At 58.8% G+C, this 19,370-nt stretch carries 19 protein-coding genes, 1 tRNA gene and 1 pseudogene; 16 read left to right on the forward strand and 5 right to left on the reverse strand.

What is annotated here, in order from left to right; translation table 11 throughout:
- The first annotated feature begins 6 nt into the window (after window positions 1-6).
- Complete coding sequence (locus PHU01S_RS02075; protein ID WP_049867842.1) at window positions 7-363, forward strand: cupin domain-containing protein; 357 nt, start codon at window positions 7-9, stop codon at window positions 361-363.
- A 95-nt stretch (window positions 364-458) separates the two neighbouring features.
- Here the strand turns inward: PHU01S_RS02075 and PHU01S_RS02080 are convergent, their stop codons facing one another.
- The gene (locus PHU01S_RS02080) at window positions 459-1,013 is read right to left on the reverse strand and encodes a phosphatidylglycerophosphatase A family protein (protein ID WP_083436320.1); all 555 of its coding nucleotides are present in this window, start codon (window positions 1,011-1,013) and stop codon (window positions 459-461) included.
- Window positions 1,014-1,151: 138 nt separating this feature from the next.
- Here PHU01S_RS02080 and PHU01S_RS02085 point away from each other — a divergent pair, with 138 nt between their 5' ends.
- The 4 genes and pseudogenes from PHU01S_RS02085 (at window position 1,152) to PHU01S_RS27055 (ending at window position 3,998) form a co-directional block, all read left to right on the forward strand.
- Window positions 1,152-2,237 (forward strand): GerMN domain-containing protein, encoded by a 1,086-nt coding sequence (locus tag PHU01S_RS02085; RefSeq protein ID WP_127505847.1) that lies wholly within the window; start codon window positions 1,152-1,154, stop codon window positions 2,235-2,237.
- Window positions 2,238-2,418: 181 nt separating this feature from the next.
- Complete coding sequence (gene rph, locus PHU01S_RS02090; protein ID WP_048745336.1) at window positions 2,419-3,165, forward strand: ribonuclease PH; 747 nt, start codon at window positions 2,419-2,421, stop codon at window positions 3,163-3,165.
- Window positions 3,162-3,515 (forward strand): annotated as a pseudogene (locus tag PHU01S_RS27050) (non-canonical purine NTP pyrophosphatase); the annotation flags it as partial. The gene rph and the pseudogene PHU01S_RS27050, both read left to right, overlap by 4 nt.
- Window positions 3,516-3,743: 228 nt before the next feature.
- The gene (locus PHU01S_RS27055; protein ID WP_269745411.1) at window positions 3,744-3,998 is read left to right on the forward strand and encodes a non-canonical purine NTP pyrophosphatase; all 255 of its coding nucleotides are present in this window, start codon (window positions 3,744-3,746) and stop codon (window positions 3,996-3,998) included.
- 646 nt (window positions 3,999-4,644) lie between these two features.
- Here the strand turns inward: PHU01S_RS27055 and asnB are convergent.
- Window positions 4,645-6,489 carry an asparagine synthase (glutamine-hydrolyzing) gene (asnB, locus tag PHU01S_RS02100; protein ID WP_048745337.1) on the reverse strand — a complete coding sequence of 615 codons (1,845 nt, stop codon included), beginning with the start codon at window positions 6,487-6,489 and terminating at the stop codon, window positions 4,645-4,647.
- Window positions 6,490-6,727: 238 nt separating this feature from the next.
- Between asnB and PHU01S_RS02105 the strand changes: the two genes are divergently transcribed.
- Window positions 6,728-7,075 (forward strand): hypothetical protein, encoded by a 348-nt coding sequence (locus tag PHU01S_RS02105; RefSeq protein ID WP_021878854.1) that lies wholly within the window; start codon window positions 6,728-6,730, stop codon window positions 7,073-7,075.
- The gene (locus tag PHU01S_RS02110) at window positions 7,072-7,413 is read left to right on the forward strand and encodes a hypothetical protein (RefSeq protein ID WP_021878855.1); all 342 of its coding nucleotides are present in this window, start codon (window positions 7,072-7,074) and stop codon (window positions 7,411-7,413) included. The genes PHU01S_RS02105 and PHU01S_RS02110 overlap by 4 nt, the downstream gene beginning before the upstream one ends.
- Window positions 7,414-7,500: 87 nt before the next feature.
- On the opposite strand, the gene PHU01S_RS02115 is transcribed toward PHU01S_RS02110, so the two are convergent.
- Window positions 7,501-8,415, reverse strand: coding sequence for a YihY/virulence factor BrkB family protein (locus tag PHU01S_RS02115; protein WP_232312906.1), 915 nt, complete (start codon window positions 8,413-8,415; stop codon window positions 7,501-7,503).
- Window positions 8,416-8,683: 268 nt separating this feature from the next.
- Between PHU01S_RS02115 and deoR the strand changes: the two genes are divergently transcribed.
- Window positions 8,684-9,625 carry a DNA-binding transcriptional repressor DeoR gene (gene deoR, locus PHU01S_RS02120; protein ID WP_048745339.1) on the forward strand — a complete coding sequence of 314 codons (942 nt, stop codon included), beginning with the start codon at window positions 8,684-8,686 and terminating at the stop codon, window positions 9,623-9,625.
- Window positions 9,626-9,723: 98 nt separating this feature from the next.
- On the opposite strand, the gene PHU01S_RS02125 is transcribed toward deoR, so the two are convergent.
- Both PHU01S_RS02125 and PHU01S_RS02130 read right to left on the reverse strand, forming a co-directional pair.
- Entirely contained in the window at window positions 9,724-10,149 is a 426-nt protein-coding gene (locus PHU01S_RS02125; RefSeq protein ID WP_049867837.1) for an EamA family transporter, read from the reverse strand.
- A 129-nt stretch (window positions 10,150-10,278) separates the two neighbouring features.
- Window positions 10,279-10,355, reverse strand: a tRNA-Arg gene (locus PHU01S_RS02130).
- 203 nt (window positions 10,356-10,558) lie between these two features.
- Here PHU01S_RS02130 and PHU01S_RS02135 point away from each other — a divergent pair.
- The 8 genes from PHU01S_RS02135 (at window position 10,559) to lonB (ending at window position 19,356) form a co-directional block, all read left to right on the forward strand.
- Window positions 10,559-11,512: a hypothetical protein gene (locus PHU01S_RS02135; RefSeq protein ID WP_246029122.1), complete on the forward strand. Its 954-nt coding sequence runs from the start codon at window positions 10,559-10,561 to the stop codon at window positions 11,510-11,512.
- Between the two features lie 99 nt (window positions 11,513-11,611).
- Complete coding sequence (gene tig / locus PHU01S_RS02140) at window positions 11,612-12,913, forward strand: trigger factor (RefSeq protein WP_021878860.1); 1,302 nt, start codon at window positions 11,612-11,614, stop codon at window positions 12,911-12,913.
- Window positions 12,914-13,170: 257 nt separating this feature from the next.
- Window positions 13,171-13,767, forward strand: a complete 597-nt coding sequence (gene clpP / locus PHU01S_RS02145; protein ID WP_048745341.1) for an ATP-dependent Clp endopeptidase proteolytic subunit ClpP — start codon at window positions 13,171-13,173, stop codon at window positions 13,765-13,767.
- A gap of 24 nt (window positions 13,768-13,791) precedes the next feature.
- Window positions 13,792-15,048, forward strand: a complete 1,257-nt coding sequence (clpX, locus tag PHU01S_RS02150; RefSeq protein WP_021878862.1) for an ATP-dependent protease ATP-binding subunit ClpX — start codon at window positions 13,792-13,794, stop codon at window positions 15,046-15,048.
- Between the two features lie 129 nt (window positions 15,049-15,177).
- Complete coding sequence (gene ispG / locus PHU01S_RS02155; protein ID WP_048745342.1) at window positions 15,178-16,287, forward strand: flavodoxin-dependent (E)-4-hydroxy-3-methylbut-2-enyl-diphosphate synthase; 1,110 nt, start codon at window positions 15,178-15,180, stop codon at window positions 16,285-16,287.
- An 84-nt stretch (window positions 16,288-16,371) separates the two neighbouring features.
- On the forward strand, window positions 16,372-17,286 hold the full coding sequence (locus PHU01S_RS02160; protein ID WP_048745344.1) for a DMT family transporter: 915 nt from the start codon (window positions 16,372-16,374) through the stop codon (window positions 17,284-17,286).
- A 15-nt stretch (window positions 17,287-17,301) separates the two neighbouring features.
- Window positions 17,302-17,568, forward strand: coding sequence for a hypothetical protein (locus PHU01S_RS26205; protein WP_127505854.1), 267 nt, complete (start codon window positions 17,302-17,304; stop codon window positions 17,566-17,568).
- A gap of 72 nt (window positions 17,569-17,640) precedes the next feature.
- Complete coding sequence (gene lonB / locus PHU01S_RS02170) at window positions 17,641-19,356, forward strand: ATP-dependent protease LonB (protein ID WP_048749591.1); 1,716 nt, start codon at window positions 17,641-17,643, stop codon at window positions 19,354-19,356.
- The last annotated feature ends 14 nt before the right edge of the window (window positions 19,357-19,370 follow it).

The following is a 19,370-nucleotide window of genomic DNA, read 5'->3' on the forward strand; positions in this document are numbered from 1 at the left end:
ACGCGGATGAAATTTTATGCCCTGCCGGGAAAAGAACGGTCGGTCGAAGCATACGGCAGCAAGGGAGCGATGTTTTCCGGCATTACGAGGCATGACGGCCGCATCCAGTTCAGCAGCTTCCGCATCGAGCCGGACGGAGTCGTCGGGCGTCATCCGGCGGCGGTGAGCCAGCTGTTCCTCGTCGTCGACGGGGAAGGCTGGGTCAGCGGCCCGGACGGGCAGCATTATGCGATCCGCACCGGCCAGGCGGCTTTCTGGGAACCCGGCGAAAGCCATGAATCCGGTTCCCGCACCGGAATGACCGTCCTGCTCGTCGAAGGAGAGGAACTCGTCATCGAGATGCAGGAGCTGGCCTCGCTGTAAGCGGGGTCGCGGATCGGCAGAAGAGGACAGGGTGAATGAAAAAAAGAAGCTCTTCCCTTAGGGGCAAGAGCTTCTTTTTTTATTCTTAGCGGCGATTACGCCAGAGGAACCTCGTCGCTGTGCTCGTCCCGGTCGATTTCGCGCTGGGCTTGCTTGCGGTGGGCGATCCGGCTCGCGGCGGATGCCGCGATCGCGCCCACGATGTCATCGAGGAACGTGTGGATCTGTCCGTCGTTCTTGTCGTTCAGACGCACGAGAATGCCGGGCTTGAGCTTGTCGATGTAACCGAAGTTCGTGAGGCCGATGCTGCCGTATACGTTCACGATGGAGAGGGCCAGAATCTCGTCGCAGCCGTAGAGCCCCTCGTCGTTGCCGATCATGTCCTGCAGGGGAGGGATCAGCTTGCCTTCCTCGGCGAGCACGTCGAGCTGGATGCCGGTCAGGATGGCGTTCTGCACTTCTCTTTTGGCGAGGACGGCATCCACGTTCTCCTCGCACTCCGCGATGGACAGATCCGGATAGTAGTCCTTTTGCAGGAACAAGGCCAATTCGGCGATCTGGGTTTTATTGACGCCTCGCTTCTCCAGCCATACGGCGGTCGCTTCCGCCACCGCCTTGCTGTTGAGCGCATATGTTCCGGGATCGGACATGTCTCTGCCTCCTAACATCATTTTTGAGCCAAGCCAGGTCTAAAAGGATGGTACAACCCATACACATAGTACTACAAAAAGAGCCAGTACCACCAGGCTGCGGCAAGCGGCCGGTTAACCCAAGGGAGGATATCGACAATGAAAAAACAGCGCTACAAATGGATTCGCCGGGCAGCTCTCACGGGCGCCCTTACCCTGCCGGTCGTCACGGCGGGCTGCGGCTGGTTCTCGCCGTCCGAAAGCAAGGACATCGATCCGCCGCAAGGAGTGACAGGATCGGTCCTTCCCGGCACGGATGCAGCCATCTCGGCTTCCTCGGACGGTGCGGCCACGGTCGCCGACCAGACGGCGGCAAGCGGCCTCACCGTCTATCTCAAAGACAAAAACGACTATTTGGCGCCTGTCACGATTCAGGCCAAGCTGGACAGCAAGCTGACGCCGGAGGCGCAGGCGCTGGAGCTGCTCGTGAGCGGAGGGCCTTACGCCAAGCTTCTGCCTGAAGGCTTCACAGGCGTGCTGCCCCAAGGAACCGAGATCCGCAACGTGCAGATCGATAAAAAGACAGGCCTTGCATCGGTTGATTTCTCCAAGCAGTTTTACGACTACAACGAGCAGGAAGAGCGCAGCATCGTGGAAGCCGTCACCTGGACGCTTACCGGCATGGAAGGCGTAAGCGGCGTCAGCTTGTGGGAAGAAGGCGAGAAGCTTCAAGAGATGCCTGTAGGCGCCTTCCCGCTCGACCGTCCGCTTACGCGTGCGGTAGGGATCAATCTGGAAGCCCAGGACGGAGTCGACTACAGCCTTTCGACGCCGGTGACGCTGTACTTCTCCGGCATTACGGATCAGGATGCCCAGTATTATGTCCCGGTTACGCGCCTCGTTCCCCGTACGTCCAATAAGCTGGCATCGGCGATGAAGCAGCTGGCCGCAGGGCCGCTCGACGGAAGCAGCCTTACTCCTGTCTGGGTTCCGGACGTATCGGTCAAAACCCTGGAGCAGTCCAAGGGAACGGTCACGGTCGATCTGTCCGACGCCCAGTACAAAAAAGGAGAAGCGGCGCCTTCCGAAATGCTGCAAGCCGTCGTCCTGTCGCTGACGGAAAACAGCGGCGCGGGCAAAGTCCAGATCAAGCTCAACGGACAGTCCGACTTCAAGGACAGCCGCAACGTCTCCTATACCGAGCCGGTCAGCCGTCCGGAGCATCTGAACGCGTTCAAATCGTAAAAGCGGCCCCGGGCGGCCGGTAGCGGGAAGCCATCATGACCATGAACGGCCAGGGAGCGGGGAATACGCCTGCTCCTTTTTCGGCGTTGGCGGCAGAGGCTGCCCCGGGATGATTTTCCTCCTCCCGTCTGCTACAATGAGGGCTATTGCCGGATACGGCTTGAAGGAGGATGTTGGATCAATGAGAACGGACGGAAGACAATTCGGGCAGCTTCGCCCTGTGACGATCACGACGGGCGTCAATAAATATGCGGAGGGCTCCGTGCTGATCGAGGCGGGAGACACCAAGGTGCTTGTCACGGCGACTGTAGACGAGCGTGTCCCTTCTTTCATGAAAGGGCAAGGCAAAGGCTGGGTTACAGCCGAGTATTCCATGCTGCCCCGCTCGACGCATACCCGCAACCAGCGCGAATCCCAGCGCGGAAAAGTAGGAGGCCGCACGATGGAGATCCAGCGGCTGATCGGCCGCGCGCTCCGTTCGGTCGTCAACCTGCAGGCGCTGGGAGAGCGGACGATTACGCTTGACTGCGACGTGCTCCAGGCCGACGGAGGAACCCGCACGGCTTCCATCACCGGCAGCTTCGTAGCGCTTGCGCTTGCGGTGGACAAGCTGGCCCGCACAGCGTCCTTCTCCGTCTATCCGCTCACGGACTACCTGGCGTCCACAAGCGTCGGCGTCATCGCCGACCAGCCGCGGCTCGACCTCAACTACGAGGAGGATTCCAAAGCCAAGGTCGACATGAACGTCGTCATGACCGGGGCCGGCAAGTTCGTGGAGCTGCAAGGCACAGGAGAAGAGGAGCCGTTCTCGCGCGAGGAGCTCGATGCTCTTCTCGCTCTGGGAGAATCCGGAATCCGCGAACTGATTGAAATCCAGAAGCGGGCGCTCGGAGAGGCCGGAGCGCGGATAGGGACGGTCCGGGCATGAGCGGGCTTCTCGGGGGCTCCGGACTCGTCGTCGTTGCAACCGGCAATCCCGGCAAGGTCAAGGAATTCGCTCATGCCTTCGCTTCGCTGGGCCTTGAAGTCCGGAGCTTGAAAGACTATGAAGGGATGCCTGAAATCGTCGAGGACGGCGACAGCTACGCGGCCAACGCCCGCATCAAGGCAGGCCAGATCGGACGTCTGCTCGGCATCCCGGTGCTTGCGGACGATTCCGGCCTATGCGTGGATGCGCTCGGCGGAGCTCCTGGCATCTACTCGGCGCGGTACGCGGGACCGGGCGCGGCGGATGCGGACAACAACGCCAAGCTGCTGGCAGAGCTCGCTTCGGCAGAGGCGGTAGTTCCCGATGGAGCGGCGGAATCGGTTGAGCAATCTGCTGGAGCAGTTCCGCTTGGATCGGCGAAAAACCAAGCATCCGGCTCGGATGATTCGGATGGCGCTGGACATTCGCCGGTATCGGACGAGGCGACCGAAGGCGCTGGACATTCGCCGGTATCGAACGGAGCCTCGGATGGCGCTGGACATTCTCCAATAGCGGAAGGAGCCCCAGATGGCATTCATCTGCTAAGCACAGCTCGCTTCAAGTGTGCCCTCGCCCTCTATGTGCCTGCCGAAGAACGCTTTATCGAAAGCGAGGGCTCGATGGAAGGCTATATCATCGACAGCCCCCGCGGCGCAGGCGGCTTCGGCTATGACCCCCTGCTCTGGATCCCTGCCCTTCGCCGCACGGCGGCGGAGCTGAGCATGGAGGAGAAACAAGCCGCCAGCCATCGCGGCGCGGCGTTGCGCTCGCTGCTCGAAAAGCTGCAGGGCTGATTCAGCCGGTCCAGCAGTATCTATTGAGCAATCCGAAACAGGGGACTGTATTCAAGGTGTGATTGAACAACGAGCCTCTATATGGGACATACGGGCGTAAGTCGAGCTGCTGCTGAGTAGACCGCGAAGTTATCGGACCTGTGATCCGTTATTCTAGCTTTAACCGAGTAGCAGCGAAGTTAGGGTATATGCAATCCGATAGTTAAGCTGCAACCGAGTAGCCGTCAAGTATTGGAACATGCGATTCGGTATTCGAACTGTGACCAAGTAACCGCGAAGTTGTCGGACATACGATGCGTTAATTGAGCTGTAATCGAGTAACCGCGATTTTATCGGACATACGATCCGTTAATTGAGCTGTAATCGAGTAACTGCGATTTTATCGGACATACGATCCGTTATTTGTGAACAAATAGCGGGATACAGATAGTAGCGGTTCAAATAACGGAACGGATGTCCGTTAAAAAAATGAGAATGTTAGTTTTAGGCCAAATAGCGGATCTGATGTCCGATAATAAGCAGCAGATTCTCCAACGGGGTCGTTCCCGGATTCGAACGCTCATCGAACACCAGCGCCTGAATACCACCACCTATAAAACAAAGCCGCCGCGGCATCGCGTTTCACGCGATGCCGCGGCGGCTTTTGCTATCGGATCGACACCTTGTATTCCTTCAGCCAGCGGTTGACCTGGTAAAGATAGGCGAACAGCTGGGGGCCGGACATGAGCTGGCCGAACCAGGGAATATTGGAGCTGGCGGCGTCCGAGCCCGCGATCTCGCGGACTTTGGCCGTGTCGATGAGAGGGAGGATCGGAGAGGACGGATCGTCGAGCACATCCAGCAGCTTGGAGCGCACCGCATTCAGGTAGGCTGGATTGTGGGTTTTCGGGTAAGGGCTTTTTTTGCGGAAAAGCACGTCATCGGGCAGGACGCCGCGAAGCGATTGACGCAGAATGCCCTTCTCGCGATCGCCGGAGGTTTTGATCTCCCATGGAATGTTGAACACGTAATCGATGAGGCGATGGTCGCAGAACGGAACCCGGACCTCGAGCCCGGCGCCCATGCTCATCCGGTCCTTCCGGTCGAGAAGCGTCGGCATGAAGCGGGTGATGTTGAGGTAGGACATCGTCCGCATTTTGCGCTGCTTCTCCGTTTCTCCCTTCAAATGGGGAACGGCCGCAACCGCTTCTGAATATCGGTCGCCGATGTATTCCAGCGGGCGGACCCATTCCCGCATTTCCGGCGAGAGAAGTTCGGCCCTCATCCCCGAGGCGAGCGCCCATGGGAACGTGGAGGCGTTCAGCGACTCCTCGCGGTGGAACCATGGATAACCGCCGAAGACTTCATCGGCCGCCTCTCCCGAGATGGCCACGGTAACATCCTTCTTGATTTCCCGGCAGAACAGCAGCAGCGAAGCATCGACATCCGCCATGCCGGGAAGATCGCGCGCGGTCAGCGCGTCATCCAGAGCGGCGACCAGATCCGGCGTGTCGAAATAGACGTCGTGATGCTCGGTGCCGAGATAATCCCTCATTCTCTGAATCCAGGGGGCATCGGAGTTGGGCTGGAAGGCATGGGACTTGAAATGCTTGTCGTTGTCGACATAGTCGACGGAGAACGTATGCAGCTGCGCGCCGCCGGAGCGGTTCAGGAAATTCACGGCGAGAGAAGTCAGGGCGCTTGAATCCAGGCCGCCCGACAGCAGCGTGCCGATCGGCACGTCGGAGGCGAGCTGGCGCTCCAGCGTATCGCGAAGCAGCTCGCCGACATGCGCGGCTGTCTGCTCGACGCTGTGCTCATGCTCGCAGCTTCGAAGCTCCCAATACGTATGGGTACGGACGCCGCTGCGGTCGACGGTCATGCATTTTCCCGGCAGCAGCTCGGTGAGCTGGCTGTAGACGCCGACTCCGGGAGTCCGGGCCGGACCGACGATGAACAGCTCGGCGATTCCTTGAGCGCCGACCTCGGGCTTCACGGCGGGATGGGCGAGCAGAGCTTTCGGCTCCGAGCCGAAGATGAACTGGCCGCCAGCCTGGCTGATGAACAGAGGCTTGACTCCGACCCGGTCGCGCGCGAGGAACAGCTTTTCCTCCTTGGCATCCCAAATGGCGAAGGCGAAGATGCCGTTGAACTTTTCTACGGAAGCGGCTCCCCACTCCATATAAGAGGCCAGCAGCACTTCGGTATCGCAGGTCGTCGAGAAGACGCGCCCTCTGGATTCCAGCTCTCTTTTCAGCTCCGGCGCGTTGTACAGTTCTCCGTTATAAACGATGACGAATTTGCCGTCATCCTGATTGCGAATCATGGGCTGTGCGCCCTTCTCGGGATCCATCACCGACAGCCTGCGATGCCCGAGCGCGCAAGGTCCCGAGATCCAGGTGCCCGAAGCGTCGGGTCCCCGCAGGGCAAGCGTCGACGTCATCCGCTCCAGGTCGTCGCTGTGCAGCGTCAGGTCGCGATTCCAATCGATCCATCCGGTGAATCCGCACATGGGTTATTCATTCCTCTCTTGTTCTAAAAGGTCGGGCAAAAAAAGCGGAAACCATGAGATCATCCGCCTGATATCGTTTGCGGCGTCCGTACTTCGTCCGCCTGCTCTCCCCGAATCGATGCTTGCGGCATGAAACGACGTACTACCATGAATATGCGGAATTCAGGCATAACATGTCTGTCCGCAGGGAGACACTACAAAGGAATTTGACGGTTAAAGGAAGGAGCTGTCGACATCTGTGAATGTCTATGAAGAAGAAGGGCAGCGCAAGACCTACTATGTCTCCGTCGGAGCCGGCCAGGTTTTGGAGGATGGGGAGGCGGCCTCCTATGAGCTGGAGATCGTCGCGAACGAGCATGAGCGCGACGGGCTGAAGGCGCTGTTCGCGGAGCTCTCGAGCATGGATGAGGCGGAAATGGCCCATTTCCACAGCAGCCCCTTCGGCTCCGCCAGCCTGGAGGAAATGAACCGGGGCTACGAGGGGCTGATCAAGCAGATCTATACCTTGATCTACCGGCTCGGCACCGAAGGGACGCGGAAGCATATCGAATCCATGAACATGGAGATCGGGGGACTCAAAGGGTGAATGTGATCGAAGCCAAGGTCGTCCGTTCCGTCGACAAGGAAGGAATCCCTTGCGGAGAGGTGCAGGTGAGCACCGACGATCCGCAGTGCGAGCAGGTTCTGGCGTACTTCAGCCTCTCCAGGGACGAGGACTACGACCTCGTCTCCATCGTGCGCAGCGACGCGGACCTGCTGACAGACTGGTTCGACAACAGCATGCATACCGCCTATGAAGAGATTACGATGCAGTGGTTCGAAAACGAAAACGGCAAGACCGACTGGGGCCGCCGCGAAACGTTCAAGCAGCAGGTTCTAAGCAGCGGACAGGTACGCTCCGAGCTCGGCAGGCTGCTCGGCTGATGGCATGCAAGACATCAACAGGGACGGCCGCCGAGCCTTTTCAATGGCTTGGCGGCCGTCCCTGTTGTTCTGTTCGCGGGGAGCCTTTTACATCGGAATCCGCTTGTCTTTCCCGTTCTTGCGGGTGAAGGGCAGATGCAGGCCGAATGTTTTCTGAGGTTTTTTTTGAATGCCGTCCTGGCCGAACTTCAAGGCCGCATTGATCTCGCCGCCGAGAATGATGATGATGGAGCTGAGGTACAGCCAGGTAAGAAGGACGATGACTCCGCCCAGGCTGCCGTACGTTTTGCTGTAGTTGCCGAATTGATTGACGTAGATCGAGAACAGGAGCGAGGTCGCGATCCAGCCGATCGTCGCGAAGACGGCGCCCGGCAGAACTTCGCGGAAGCAGAGCCGGCGGTTGGGCGTAATCCAGTACAGCAGGGTGAACACCATGATCATCGCGGCGAACGGGACGAGGTAGCTGACGATATTCCAGATCGGCTCGAACCCGCTCGGATAGTCGAGCAGCTGGAACAGGTATTCGCCGATCGTCTTTCCGAAGACGAGCATGAGCATGACGAGTATGATGACGACGGCGAGCACGATGGTCGCGATGATCGAGATGCCCCGGACTTTCCAGAAGGGGCGGTTCTCCTCCTCGTCGTAGGCTTTGTTGAGCCCTTTGATGACGGCATTGATGCCGTTCGAGGCCGCCCAGATGGTCGCGATCATCCCGATCGAGAGCAGAGCTCCGTTGCGGTTGCCGGACACTTCATGGATGATGTCGCGGACGGTATTGCCCCCGTCCTCCGGCATGAGCAGCAGCAATTGTTCGATGACATCGTCTCCGGACATATCCATGAAGCTGACGATGCTGACGATGAAGATCAAGAACGGGAAGAAGGCCAGCAGCAGGTAATAGGTAAGCTGGGCGCCCATGGCAGGCACTTCGTCATCCTGGAAGCGGCTGATCATGTTCTTGACGAAGTCCTTCAGATTGAATTTTTGTTTCATCGGCATAACAGGCCCCTCCGTTTTCAGTCTGTAAAATAGATACGGCACAAGCCTGCATTCTATGTCCTCCATGCAGATGTCCTTTGCCTGACAAGAGGCCGGCGGCGCTTGCCTGCGCATTTGCATGTCTTTACCCCGGCGAGGGCAGGCAAAAACGATGAAACGCCGGCGTTTTTCAATGCGCGCCCGTTTCGCCAATCTTTCATTGCTTTTAATCGCTAAAGGATTCTATAATGGACAAAATGAAGCAGCGGCGCGAATACGGAGTGGTTCTATGTCGGAGAAAATAGAAAAAATGGTGGAAGCCGCGAGGCTGTATTATCAAATGGACTACAGCCAGCAGGATATCGCGCGTCTGCTCGGCGTATCCCGGCCGACCGTGTCGAGATTCCTGCAGCAGGCCAAGACGGAGGGCATCGTCCAGATCACGATTCACGATCCGCAGGAGAACCATGACCGGATTTGCCGGCGGCTGGAGGAGACATTCGGGCTTAACCGGGTCATTGTCGTCTCGACCCCGTCCCATGACGATGCCGTAGTGAAGAAATATATCGGCGAAGCGGCCGCCGCCCACCTCTACGAGATCGTCAAGGCCGGGGATACGATCGCCGTGACATGGGGAACGACGCTTTACGAGGTCGCCCAGAGGCTGCCGATGAAGAGCGTCAAGGATGTCCGCGTCGTCCAGCTGAACGGCGGGCTCAGTTATTCCGAGACGAATACATACGCCTCCGAGATCGTTCATTTATTCGGCGGGGCGTTCAATACGCCTCCCCATCTGCTGCCGCTTCCGGCCATCGTCGACGAGCCCTTCGTCCGCCGGGCGATTGAAGCGGACCGCCACATATCCAAGATTCTGGAGATCGGCAGGGAGGCCAACATCGCCGTGTTCACCGTCGGCGTGCCGACCGTCGATTCCGTGCTTGTCCAGGCCCAGTATTTGCGGCCGGAGGAGCTGGAGACCGTGCATCGAGCAGGCAAGGGGGATATCTGCTCCCGATTCATCGACATCGACGGGGACATCTGCAACGAGGAGCTGGATGCGCGCACGATCGGCATCCGCCTCGAAGAGCTCCGATCCAAGGAGCATTCCATTCTCGTTGCGGGCGGCATCAAAAAAGTCGAGGCGATGTACGCGGCTATGCGGGGGGGATATCCGAACACGGTGGTGACGGATTCCTTTACCGCCAGGCAGCTGCTCGAAATAGTCGGCTGAAGCGGCCTCGATTCCGTTCCGGAGGCAGGCGGAGTTCCGCGGGGCTGCACCGCGTCTTTCCAAAGCGGAAGATGCCGGTGCAGTTTTTTTGTTTTTTGCTATTTGAGCGAGGTCAAAATCGCCCCGGCCGCAATCAGGACGACTCCGACACCGTTCCAGAGCGTGAGCTTCTCTCCGAGAAACAGAACGGCGATGACGATCGCGAGCACGACGCTCAGCTTGTCGACGGGACCGACCTGCGCGACTTTGCCCACCTTCAGGGCGAGGAAGTAGAACAGCCAGGAGACAGCGCCGGCCGTTCCGCTGAGGGCGATGAAGCCGAGCGAGCGCTTGTGGGCGGCGATGTCGGCCAGCTGGCCGAATTTGCCCTGTACAGCGACGACCGCCAGCAGGAACAAGGCCATGACGACCGCGCGCAAGGCCGTGGCGCTGTTCGCGTCTATGTCTTGGAGCCCGATCTTGCCGAATACGGAGACGAGAGCGGCTGCTGCCGCGGAGAGCAGGGCGAGCGGGAGCCAGAGCATGGGCGTGCACCTCCAGGGTTGCCGATTAGACCGGCCTATATCTCTAGTGTGCGTGGGGAAGGAGAATCCATGCGCGGGCATAGAAAAAAGCCCCTTCTCGAAGAAGGGGCTTGTGCCGGATCAGGAAAATGGCGTCCCGGAAGGGATTCGAACCCCCGACCGTGCGCTTAGAAGGCGCATGCTCTATCCGACTGAGCTACCGGGACAACTGGGAAGCCGGACAGCTGATGCTGCGGACCTCGAAAAATGATACTTCCTGATACTACAGGAATAACTTGCATAAATCAAGCTTTTTGCGAACTGTTTTTCCAACCGGTTTCACAGAGGCGTCCCGCGGCCTTCCGAACGCTTGCAGCGGGCCTAAAGTTCTCCTTTTGAGTATGGCATGTTATAATTGACGCGTAATTTGGTGAATAATTGGCGTCAGAGACAACAAGGCGGTGGTACCATTACGACTTCCAACGATTTTCCCCGCGAGGAGAAAGAACATAATGTCTATCTGCTGCCCGGGACGCTCGATCACTATCAGGAGCAGCTGACGCGGATGCTCGAAGCCGAGCAGTATGGAGAGGCCAAGAGGCTGCTCCAGTTCCTGCTGCAGACGCGCGGCGAGCAGCGCAACTATGAGGAATGGGAAAGTCTTCTGGCCTGGCTGGAAGCGGCATTTCCCGATACGGGGGACAGGGAGGAGGAGGATCCCGACGAGGAAGAGCTTCGCCAGGCTGCGCTGTCGGGCGGGGATCAGGACGAATCCTACGTGCAGCAGGTTCTGTATATCATGAAGAACCACCCGATGCTCGACCAGCAGCTGCTCGCGCTGGAGAGGGCGGCTCATTTGCGAAGCCCCGAGGTCGACGACTCGATTCTCGGCTGGCTGGAGGAAGAGAAGCTTCATCCCGTCGTCCAGTACAAGGCTCTGCAGTGCCTGAAGCGCAGAGGCGTGGCCGGGACCGTGCGGCTGGAGCGTCTCGGCGAGCGGGTCGAGCTGGAGATTGAACGCACCCCGCTCGCTCTGGAGGACTACCCCGTTCCGGTGCGGCGCATCGTGGAGAGGGTGGAGGGAGTCGCCGAGACGGCGGATCCGACGCTTCCGCATTTCGCCCGCGAGCTGTGGAAGGAGTGCCTGCAGTACCTTTACGGCAGCTCGGCCTACGAGCGCATGCTGAGCGAGGAAGAGGCCGCAGTCGACAGCCATGCGGCGGCGCTTCACCTTACCCTTCTGCTGGCTGTATACGGGTCCGCGGATGAGGACGAGATCAGGCATACATACGGCATTACCGGAGAGCTCCGATTCCGCTACGAGCAGGCTTGCCGCTCCCTGCGCCAAATAACGGATTTGCAGGAAGGATACGGCGAACGCTGACTTCTCTTGTAATCGATGGGCGGATTCATTATAATGGAGTGGTTTATTACACGTGTATATTCGGCGCAAGGCGCCTATTTTTTGGAGGGGACAGCATAAATGGCAGCTACTTGGGAGAAAATAGAAACGAACGTCGTCTCGATCGACGTTGAAGTCGGAGCGGAGCAGGTCAAGGACGCGCTCGACCAGGCATTCAAGAAAGTCGTAGGCCGCGTGAACGTTCCGGGCTTCCGCAAAGGCAAAGTACCGCGGGGCATGTTCGAATCCCGCTTCGGCGTGGAGAGCCTCTACCAGGACGCGATCGACATCCTGCTTCCGACGGCGTATGCCGATGCCCTCAAGGAAACGGGCGTAGAGCCGGTTGACCGTCCGGAGATCGACATCGAGCAGTTCGCCAAGGGCGAATCCTTCAAATTCAAGGCAAAAGTAACCGTCAAGCCCGAAGTGAAGCTTGGCGATTACAAAGGCGTCGAAGTTGCGGCGGCCGATGCCGAAGTAACCGAAGAAGAGCTGAGCGCGGAGCTGGATCGCCTCCAGCAGCGCCATGCCGAGCTCGTTGTCGTTGAAGAAGGCGCTGCCGAGAACGGCGACGTAACCGTCATCGATTTCGAAGGCTTCGTCGACGGAGAGGCTTTCGAAGGCGGACAAGCCGAGCGTTACACGCTCGAGCTGGGCTCCAACTCCTTCATCCCAGGCTTTGAGGAGCAGGTCGTCGGCATGGCGACGGGAGACTTCAAGGACGTCGAAGTGACTTTCCCCGAGGAGTACCATGCGGAGAACCTGGCCGGCAAGCCTGCCGTATTCAAGGTCAAGCTGCATGAAATCAAGCGCAAGAACCTGCCTGCCCTGGACGACGAGTTCGCCAAGGATGTGAGCGAGTTCGATACGCTGGACGAGTTCAAGCAGGATCTGTCCTCCAAGCTCAAGGAGCGCAAGCAGCAAGAGAGCGAGCAGGCTCGCGAGAACGCGCTCGTCGACAAGGTTGCCGAAGCTGCCGAAGTTGAAATTCCGGAAGCGATGATCAACAGCGAAGTGGACTTCCTGCTCCGCGACTTCGAGAACCGCATCCGCCAGCAAGGCCTCAACATGGACCTGTACTACCAGTTCTCCGGCCAGGACGAAGCCGCTCTGCGCGAGCAGATGCGCGCCGACGCCCAGAAGCGCGTCCTGAACAACCTGGTTCTGGATGCCATCGCCAAGCAGGAGAACATCGAGATCTCCGAGGACGAAGTCGGCGAAGAGCTCGAGAACCTGTCCAAATCCTACAACCGTCCGGCAGCCGAGCTGCGCGAGATCTTCGAGCGCAACGGCAACCTCGACAACATGAAGGAAGACCTGAAGCTTCGCAAGACGATCAAGTTCCTTCTTGACAACAGCAAAGTCGCAACCGAAGTCGCTTAAGAATTCCGCGTCCGAGGAAGCATCCCGTAAGGCACGTCATCCGCACGTGCCTTATTTTTACCACATAAGCTTTATGAGTGCCGCTTCGGCATGGATTGCGCTGCCGAAGGAATGGGGGAGTTCCCCCCTACATAAGATTCAACACAGCCGGAACTTTCGCGTTCATCCCCGTACTGCCTGCAAAAATGACAGGGGATGTCCGAACGTGATAAAATGGTCGTGTATCTGAATTCCACAATGGAAAGTAGGTTGGTCGCATGAATTTGGTCCCTATCGTAGTCGAACAGACAAACCGCGGTGAACGATCTTACGATATCTATTCCCGTCTCCTCAAGGACAGGATTATCTTTCTTGGCAGCGCCATCGACGATGACGTCGCCAATTCCATCATCGCCCAGCTGCTCTTCCTTGCGGCTGACGATCCGGAGAAGGATATCCACCTGTACATCAACTCGCCCGGCGGTTCGGTCACGGCCGGCATGGGTATTTATGATACAATGCAATTCATCAAGCCGGATGTTTCCACGATCTGCGTAGGCATGGCCGCCAGCATGGGGTCCCTGCTGCTGACCGCAGGAGCCAAGGGCAAGCGCTTCTCGCTTCCCAACAGCGAGGTCATGATCCATCAGCCGCTGGGCGGCGTTCGAGGCCAGGCCTCGGACATCAAGATCCACGCGGACTGGATTCTCAAGACCAAGCAGAAGCTGAACCAGATCTATGTCGACCGCACAGGACAGCCTTACGAGAAGATCGACCGGGATACGGACCGCGACAACTTCATGAGCGCGGACGAAGCCCAGGCATACGGTCTGATCGACAAGGTTATTGCCGTTCCGGAAGCCGGAGTTCTGTAACATCTTCCTCCAAGGGGTGATCAAGTGTTTAAATTCAACGAAGAAAAGGGCCAGCTCAAATGCTCGTTCTGCGGCAAGTCCCAGGATCAAGTACGCAAGCTGGTAGCCGGTCCCGGCGTTTATATATGCGATGAATGCATCGAGCTGTGCACCGAGATCGTCGAAGAAGAGCTCGGCCACGAAGAAGAGCTCGATCTGAAGGATATTCCGAAGCCGAAGGATATCCGCGGCATTCTGGACTCCTACGTCATCGGCCAGGAAGCCGCGAAGAAATCGCTGTCCGTAGCGGTATACAACCATTACAAGCGCGTCAATTCCCAGAACAAGCTGGAAGACGTGGAACTGCAGAAGAGCAACATCATGCTCGTCGGCCCTACAGGCTCCGGCAAGACGCTTCTGGCGCAGACGATGGCCAAGATCCTCAACGTTCCGTTCGCCATTGCCGACGCGACTTCCCTCACGGAAGCCGGCTATGTGGGCGAGGACGTCGAGAACATCCTTCTCAAGCTTATTCAGGCCGCCGATTACGATGTCGAGAAGGCCGAGCGCGGCATCATCTACATCGACGAAATCGATAAAGTGGCCCGCAAGTCCGAGAATCCATCCATTACCCGCGACGTGTCCGGCGAGGGCGTGCAGCAGGCGCTGCTCAAAATCCTCGAAGGCACCGTGGCATCCGTTCCTCCGCAGGGCGGACGCAAGCATCCGCATCAGGAATTCATCCAGATCGACACGACGAATATCCTGTTCATCTGCGGCGGCGCGTTCGACGGCCTGGAGCAGATCATCAAGCGCCGCATCGGCAAAAAAGTGATCGGCTTCAGCACCGGCGCGGACGGCACCAAAGACATGAAAGCCGGGGAATACCTTTCCCTCGTGCTGCCGGAAGATCTGCTGAAATTCGGCTTGATTCCGGAATTCGTCGGCCGGCTGCCGGTCATCTCGACGCTGGAGCCGCTTGACGAGCCGGCTCTGGTGCGCATTTTGTCCGAACCGAAGAACGCTCTCGTGAAGCAGTACCAGAAGCTTCTGGAGATGGACAATGTCAAGCTCGAGTTCGATGCAGGCGCCCTGGACGCCATCGCGAAGGAAGCGATCAAGCGCAACACAGGCGCTCGCGGCCTCCGCGCCATCATCGAGGGCATCATGCTGGAGATCATGTACGAAGCTCCTTCACGCGAGGAGATGAGCACCTGCGTCATCACGGAGAAGGTTGTCCAAGACCGGGTCATTCCGGAGCTGACCGCCAAAAAGGGCAAGAAAAAAGAAGAAAGCGCCTGAGTTGAAGGGACGAAACATCCTTCGATGACGGGCTTCAAGCCTTAACTCTCGTCATCGTTCCACCCTGCCGGACCTTTTTTCAGCGGTCCTCGCAGGGTGGACTTTGGCGTTTCATAGGGAGAGATCATAATGTATTCTCGCAAAGACACCGTGCCCGTCCGAGTAGGGGATCTGACGATCGGGGGCAGCAACGAAGTCATCATCCAGAGCATGTGCACGACCAAGACCGCGGATGTGGAAGCGACGGTAGCGGAGATACTCCGTCTGGAGGAAGCCGGCTGCCAGGTCGTCCGGGTTACGGTCAACAACAAGGAAGCGGCGGAAGCGATCAAGGAGATCAAGAGCCGCATCCATATTCCGCTCGTCGCCGACATTCACTTCGATTATCGGCTTGCCTTGCTGGCGATCGAGAACGGGGTGGACAAGGTCCGCATCAATCCCGGCAACATCGGCCGCCGCGAGAAAGTCGAAGCGGTCGTCAAAGCCTGCAAGGACAAGGGCATTCCGATTCGGATCGGTGTCAACGCAGGTTCCCTGGAAAACCATCTGCTGGAGAAGTACGGCTATCCGACTCCCGAAGCGATGGTAGAGAGCGCGCTCTTCCATATCGGCATTCTCGAAGAGCTCGATTTCCATGACATCATCGTGTCGCTCAAGGCATCCGACGTGCCGATGGCGATCGCGGCCTACAGCATGGCGGCCGAGAAGATCAAGTATCCGCTCCATCTGGGCATTACCGAGGCGGGGACGCTCCATTCCGGCACGATCAAGAGCTCGGCCGGCATCGGCGCCCTGCTCGCGATGGGCATCGGCAACACCGTGCGCATCTCGCTGAGCGCGGACCCGGTCGAAGAGGTCAAGGTCGCGCGCGAGCTGCTGAAGACATTCGGACTCATCACCAACGCGGCGACGCTCATCTCCTGTCCGACTTGCGGCCGGCTCGATATCGACTTGTTCTCCATCGCCAATGAAGTCGAGGAGTACATCTCCAAGATCAAGGTTCCGATCAAGGTGTCGGTGCTCGGCTGCGCCGTCAACGGTCCCGGCGAAGCTCGCGAAGCCGATATCGGCATCGCCGGCGCGCGCGGGGAAGGCATGCTGTTCCGGTATGGAGAGATGATCCGCAAAGTTCCCGAGCAGGAGCTGCTCTCGGAGCTCAAGAAGGAAATCGACGAAATCGTCCGCGTGTTCGAGGCGACGGGAGAAATTCCGGGGCGCAAGGAGCATCTGCCTGCGTAAGCCGCACGTAAAGACGTTCATGACCGGCCAGCCCTAGCGCTGCCGGTTTTTTTCATGGCCAGATTCAAGAGAGAAGGGTTGATCTTGAGCAAGCTTTCGAAGAGACAGACTGTCAGTTATCTGGCTTTTCTCATTCTCGTATGGGGCGTCAACTGGCCGCTGTCCAAGGCGGCCCTTCAATTCAGCCCCCCTCTCCTGTTCGCAGGACTGAGGACGCTGCTTGGGGGACTGATCCTGTGCGCCGTCGCAGCTCCCCGATGGAGACAGCTGCGGCTGAGGTCGAACGGGATCTATTATGCGGCAGCCGGCGTGCTCAACATTACGTTGTACTATGGGCTGCAGACGGTCGGCCTCCAATACATGCCGGCGGGCCTGTTTTCCGCGATCGTATTCCTGCAGCCGGTCCTTCTGGGAATCGCAGCCTGGCTATGGCTGGGCGAAGGCATGCACGGGTCCAAGCTGGCCGGCCTGCTGGTCGGCTTCGCCGGCGTGGCCGTCATCAGCGTCGGCAGCATCGGCTCCGGATTATCGCTCGAAGGCGTGCTGCTGGCGCTGGCCTCGGCGCTGAGCTGGTGCATCGGAACGGTCTACATGAAGCGGGTGGGAGGCCGGGTCGATATCGTATGGATGACCGCCATGCAGCTTCTGATCGGCAGCGTCCTTCTGTTCGCTTCCGGCGCAGCCGCATCGGAATCGTACGCCGCTATCCGCTGGACGGGAACTTTCTGGCTTGAGCTCGTCTTTATTTCTGTATTTGTCATCGCGCTCGGATGGCTGGCTTTCTTCACGCTGGTCGGTTCGGGGCAGGCGAGTACAGTCGGGGTATACACATTCCTCATTCCGGTCGTGGCCTTGATCGTCAGCGTGCTGTTCATGGGAGAGCAGGTGACAATGCGGCTTGTCGCGGGGCTTGTTCTCGTGCTGGCCAGCATCGTGCTCGTGAACCGGAGGACGGGGTCTGAAAAAGAAAAGACGGAATCGAAGCCGGCGGCGTCATAGCCGCAAGCGGAGCGCATGCTGGCAGGCATGCGCTTTTTGATGTTTTGCTTAAGCGGACCGCTGTCCGGCATGCTGCACGAAGCTGTGCCGGGCATTTGCATCGGACCGCTGTTCCGGCATGCTTCTCGAGTATCGGACCGCTGTTCCGGCATGCTCGAGAAGCTGCGTTTGTTGGATTCGTCGAAATTCCATCAAGGCATGGCCGTCGAAGCCGCAGAGGGATGCGAGGATGTGCAGGAGCTGCAATTCGGATTGAATCTAATTCGGAAAAGTCGGATTTAAACCTGGCGCCGCAGGCAATACTATCCGGTATGGGTCTTTTATTCCGGAAACGCTTGAGAGGAGCGGGTAAGCATGACGTTAAGCTTGTTTTTGATGCTGGTTCAGGTATTTTTCGCTGTCGTAATCGGGGTCTACTTTTGGAATATGCTGCGCAGCCAGCGCACGAACCGGTCCGCCGTGGACAAGGAATCGCGCAAGGAAATGGATAAGCTCCGGAAGCTTCGCTCCATCTCGCTGACGAAACCGCTCGCGGAGAAGACGCGTCCGCAGACAATGCAGGACATCGTCGGGCAGCGCGACGGTCTTCGCGCGATGAAGGCGGCGCTCTGCAGCGCCAATCCTCAGCATGTCATCGTCTACGGTCCCCCGGGAGTCGGCAAGACGGCCGCAGCCCGGGTCGTGCTGGAGGAAGCGAAGAAAAATCCGACGTCCCCGTTTCTGGCGGAAGCGAAGTTCACGGAAATCGACGCCACGACGGCCCGCTTCGACGAGCGCGGAATCGCCGATCCTCTGATCGGCTCCGTGCATGATCCGATCTACCAGGGAGCCGGAGCGATGGGCGTGGCCGGCATTCCGCAGCCCAAGCCGGGCGCTGTGACGAAGGCGCATGGAGGCATGCTGTTCATCGACGAAATCGGGGAATTGCATCCCATCCAGATGAATAAACTGTTAAAGGTTCTGGAAGACCGCAAGGTGTACCTCGAGAGCGCCTACTACCACTCCGAGGATCCGAATATTCCGATGTATATCCATGACATTTTCCAAAACGGCCTGCCGGCCGACTTCCGTCTCGTCGGAGCGACGACCCGGTCTCCGCAGGATTTGCCGCCGGCGCTCCGTTCCCGCTGCATGGAGATTTACTTCCGGCCGCTGCTGCCGGAGGAGATCGCAGAAATCGCCGACAACGCGGTGAAGAAAATCGGCTTCGCCCCTTGCCCTGAGGCGGTGGATGTGGTCAAGCGCTATGCGACCAACGGCCGCGAAGCGGTCAACATCATCCAGCTTGCCGCCGGCCTTGCCTTGTCGGAAAAGCGGGAGGGCATCGGCGCAGCCGATATCGAGTGGGTCGTGAACAGCAGCCAGATCCCGCCGCGTCCGGACCGCAAGATCCCCGCCGCGCCTCAGGTCGGCTTCGTCAATGGCCTTGCCGTATACGGCCCCAATATGGGCACGCTGCTGGAAATCGAAGTGAGCGCGATTCCGGCCGCTTCCGGCAAAGGCTCCTTCACCATTACGGGTGTCGTCGACGAAGAAGAGCTTGGAGGCGGACAGCGGACGCTCCGGCGCAAGAGCATGGCCAAAGGCTCCGTGGAAAATGTCATCACGATGCTTCGCCGCATCGGCATGAGGCCGCATGACTTCGATCTCCACATCAACTTCCCGGGCGGCACGCCGATCGACGGACCGTCGGCGGGAATCGCCATGGCGACCGCGATCACATCCGCCATCCGCGGCATTCCGGTGGACCACCGGATCGCAATGACCGGGGAAGTGGGAATCCACGGCAACGTCAAGCCCGTCGGCGGCGTGCTGGCCAAGGTGGAGGCCGCCTTCCAGGCCGGTGCCGACACGGTCTATATTCCGAAGGACAATTGGCAAGAAATTTTCGCAGGCTTGAACGGTCTGCGTGTCATTCCGGTCGATCGGGTGGAGGAAGTGTTCCAGACGGTCTTCCCGCAAGGATTCATGGCGGAGGAAGCCGTGGAGGACATTTCCGAGCCGGCAACGATCAGCGATTTGTTCCTGACGCCGCAGGTGCCCTATTTGCAGGCGGATTCTCGGGAATGATACAATAGGGGGAC

Source organism: Paenibacillus humicus NBRC 102415 (genome assembly GCF_004000905.1).
Lineage (GTDB): Bacteria > Bacillota > Bacilli > Paenibacillales > Paenibacillaceae > Paenibacillus_O > Paenibacillus_O humicus.

Coding starts and splice junctions, on each gene's coding strand:
- PHU01S_RS02075 (WP_049867842.1), top strand. CDS start 7: ATGAAATTTTATGCCCTGCCGGGAAAAGAACGGTCGGTCGAAGCATAC.
- PHU01S_RS02080 (WP_083436320.1), bottom strand. CDS start 1,013: ATGTCCGATCCCGGAACATATGCGCTCAACAGCAAGGCGGTGGCGGAA.
- PHU01S_RS02085 (WP_127505847.1), top strand. CDS start 1,152: ATGAAAAAACAGCGCTACAAATGGATTCGCCGGGCAGCTCTCACGGGC.
- rph (WP_048745336.1), top strand. CDS start 2,419: ATGAGAACGGACGGAAGACAATTCGGGCAGCTTCGCCCTGTGACGATC.
- asnB (WP_048745337.1), bottom strand. CDS start 6,489: ATGTGCGGATTCACCGGATGGATCGATTGGAATCGCGACCTGACGCTG.
- PHU01S_RS02115 (WP_232312906.1), bottom strand. CDS start 8,415: ATGCCGATGAAACAAAAATTCAATCTGAAGGACTTCGTCAAGAACATG.
- deoR (WP_048745339.1), top strand. CDS start 8,684: ATGTCGGAGAAAATAGAAAAAATGGTGGAAGCCGCGAGGCTGTATTAT.
- PHU01S_RS02125 (WP_049867837.1), bottom strand. CDS start 10,149: ATGCTCTGGCTCCCGCTCGCCCTGCTCTCCGCGGCAGCAGCCGCTCTC.
- tig (WP_021878860.1), top strand. CDS start 11,612: ATGGCAGCTACTTGGGAGAAAATAGAAACGAACGTCGTCTCGATCGAC.
- clpP (WP_048745341.1), top strand. CDS start 13,171: ATGAATTTGGTCCCTATCGTAGTCGAACAGACAAACCGCGGTGAACGA.
- ispG (WP_048745342.1), top strand. CDS start 15,178: ATGTATTCTCGCAAAGACACCGTGCCCGTCCGAGTAGGGGATCTGACG.
- PHU01S_RS26205 (WP_127505854.1), top strand. CDS start 17,302: ATGCTGGCAGGCATGCGCTTTTTGATGTTTTGCTTAAGCGGACCGCTG.
- lonB (WP_048749591.1), top strand. CDS start 17,641: ATGACGTTAAGCTTGTTTTTGATGCTGGTTCAGGTATTTTTCGCTGTC.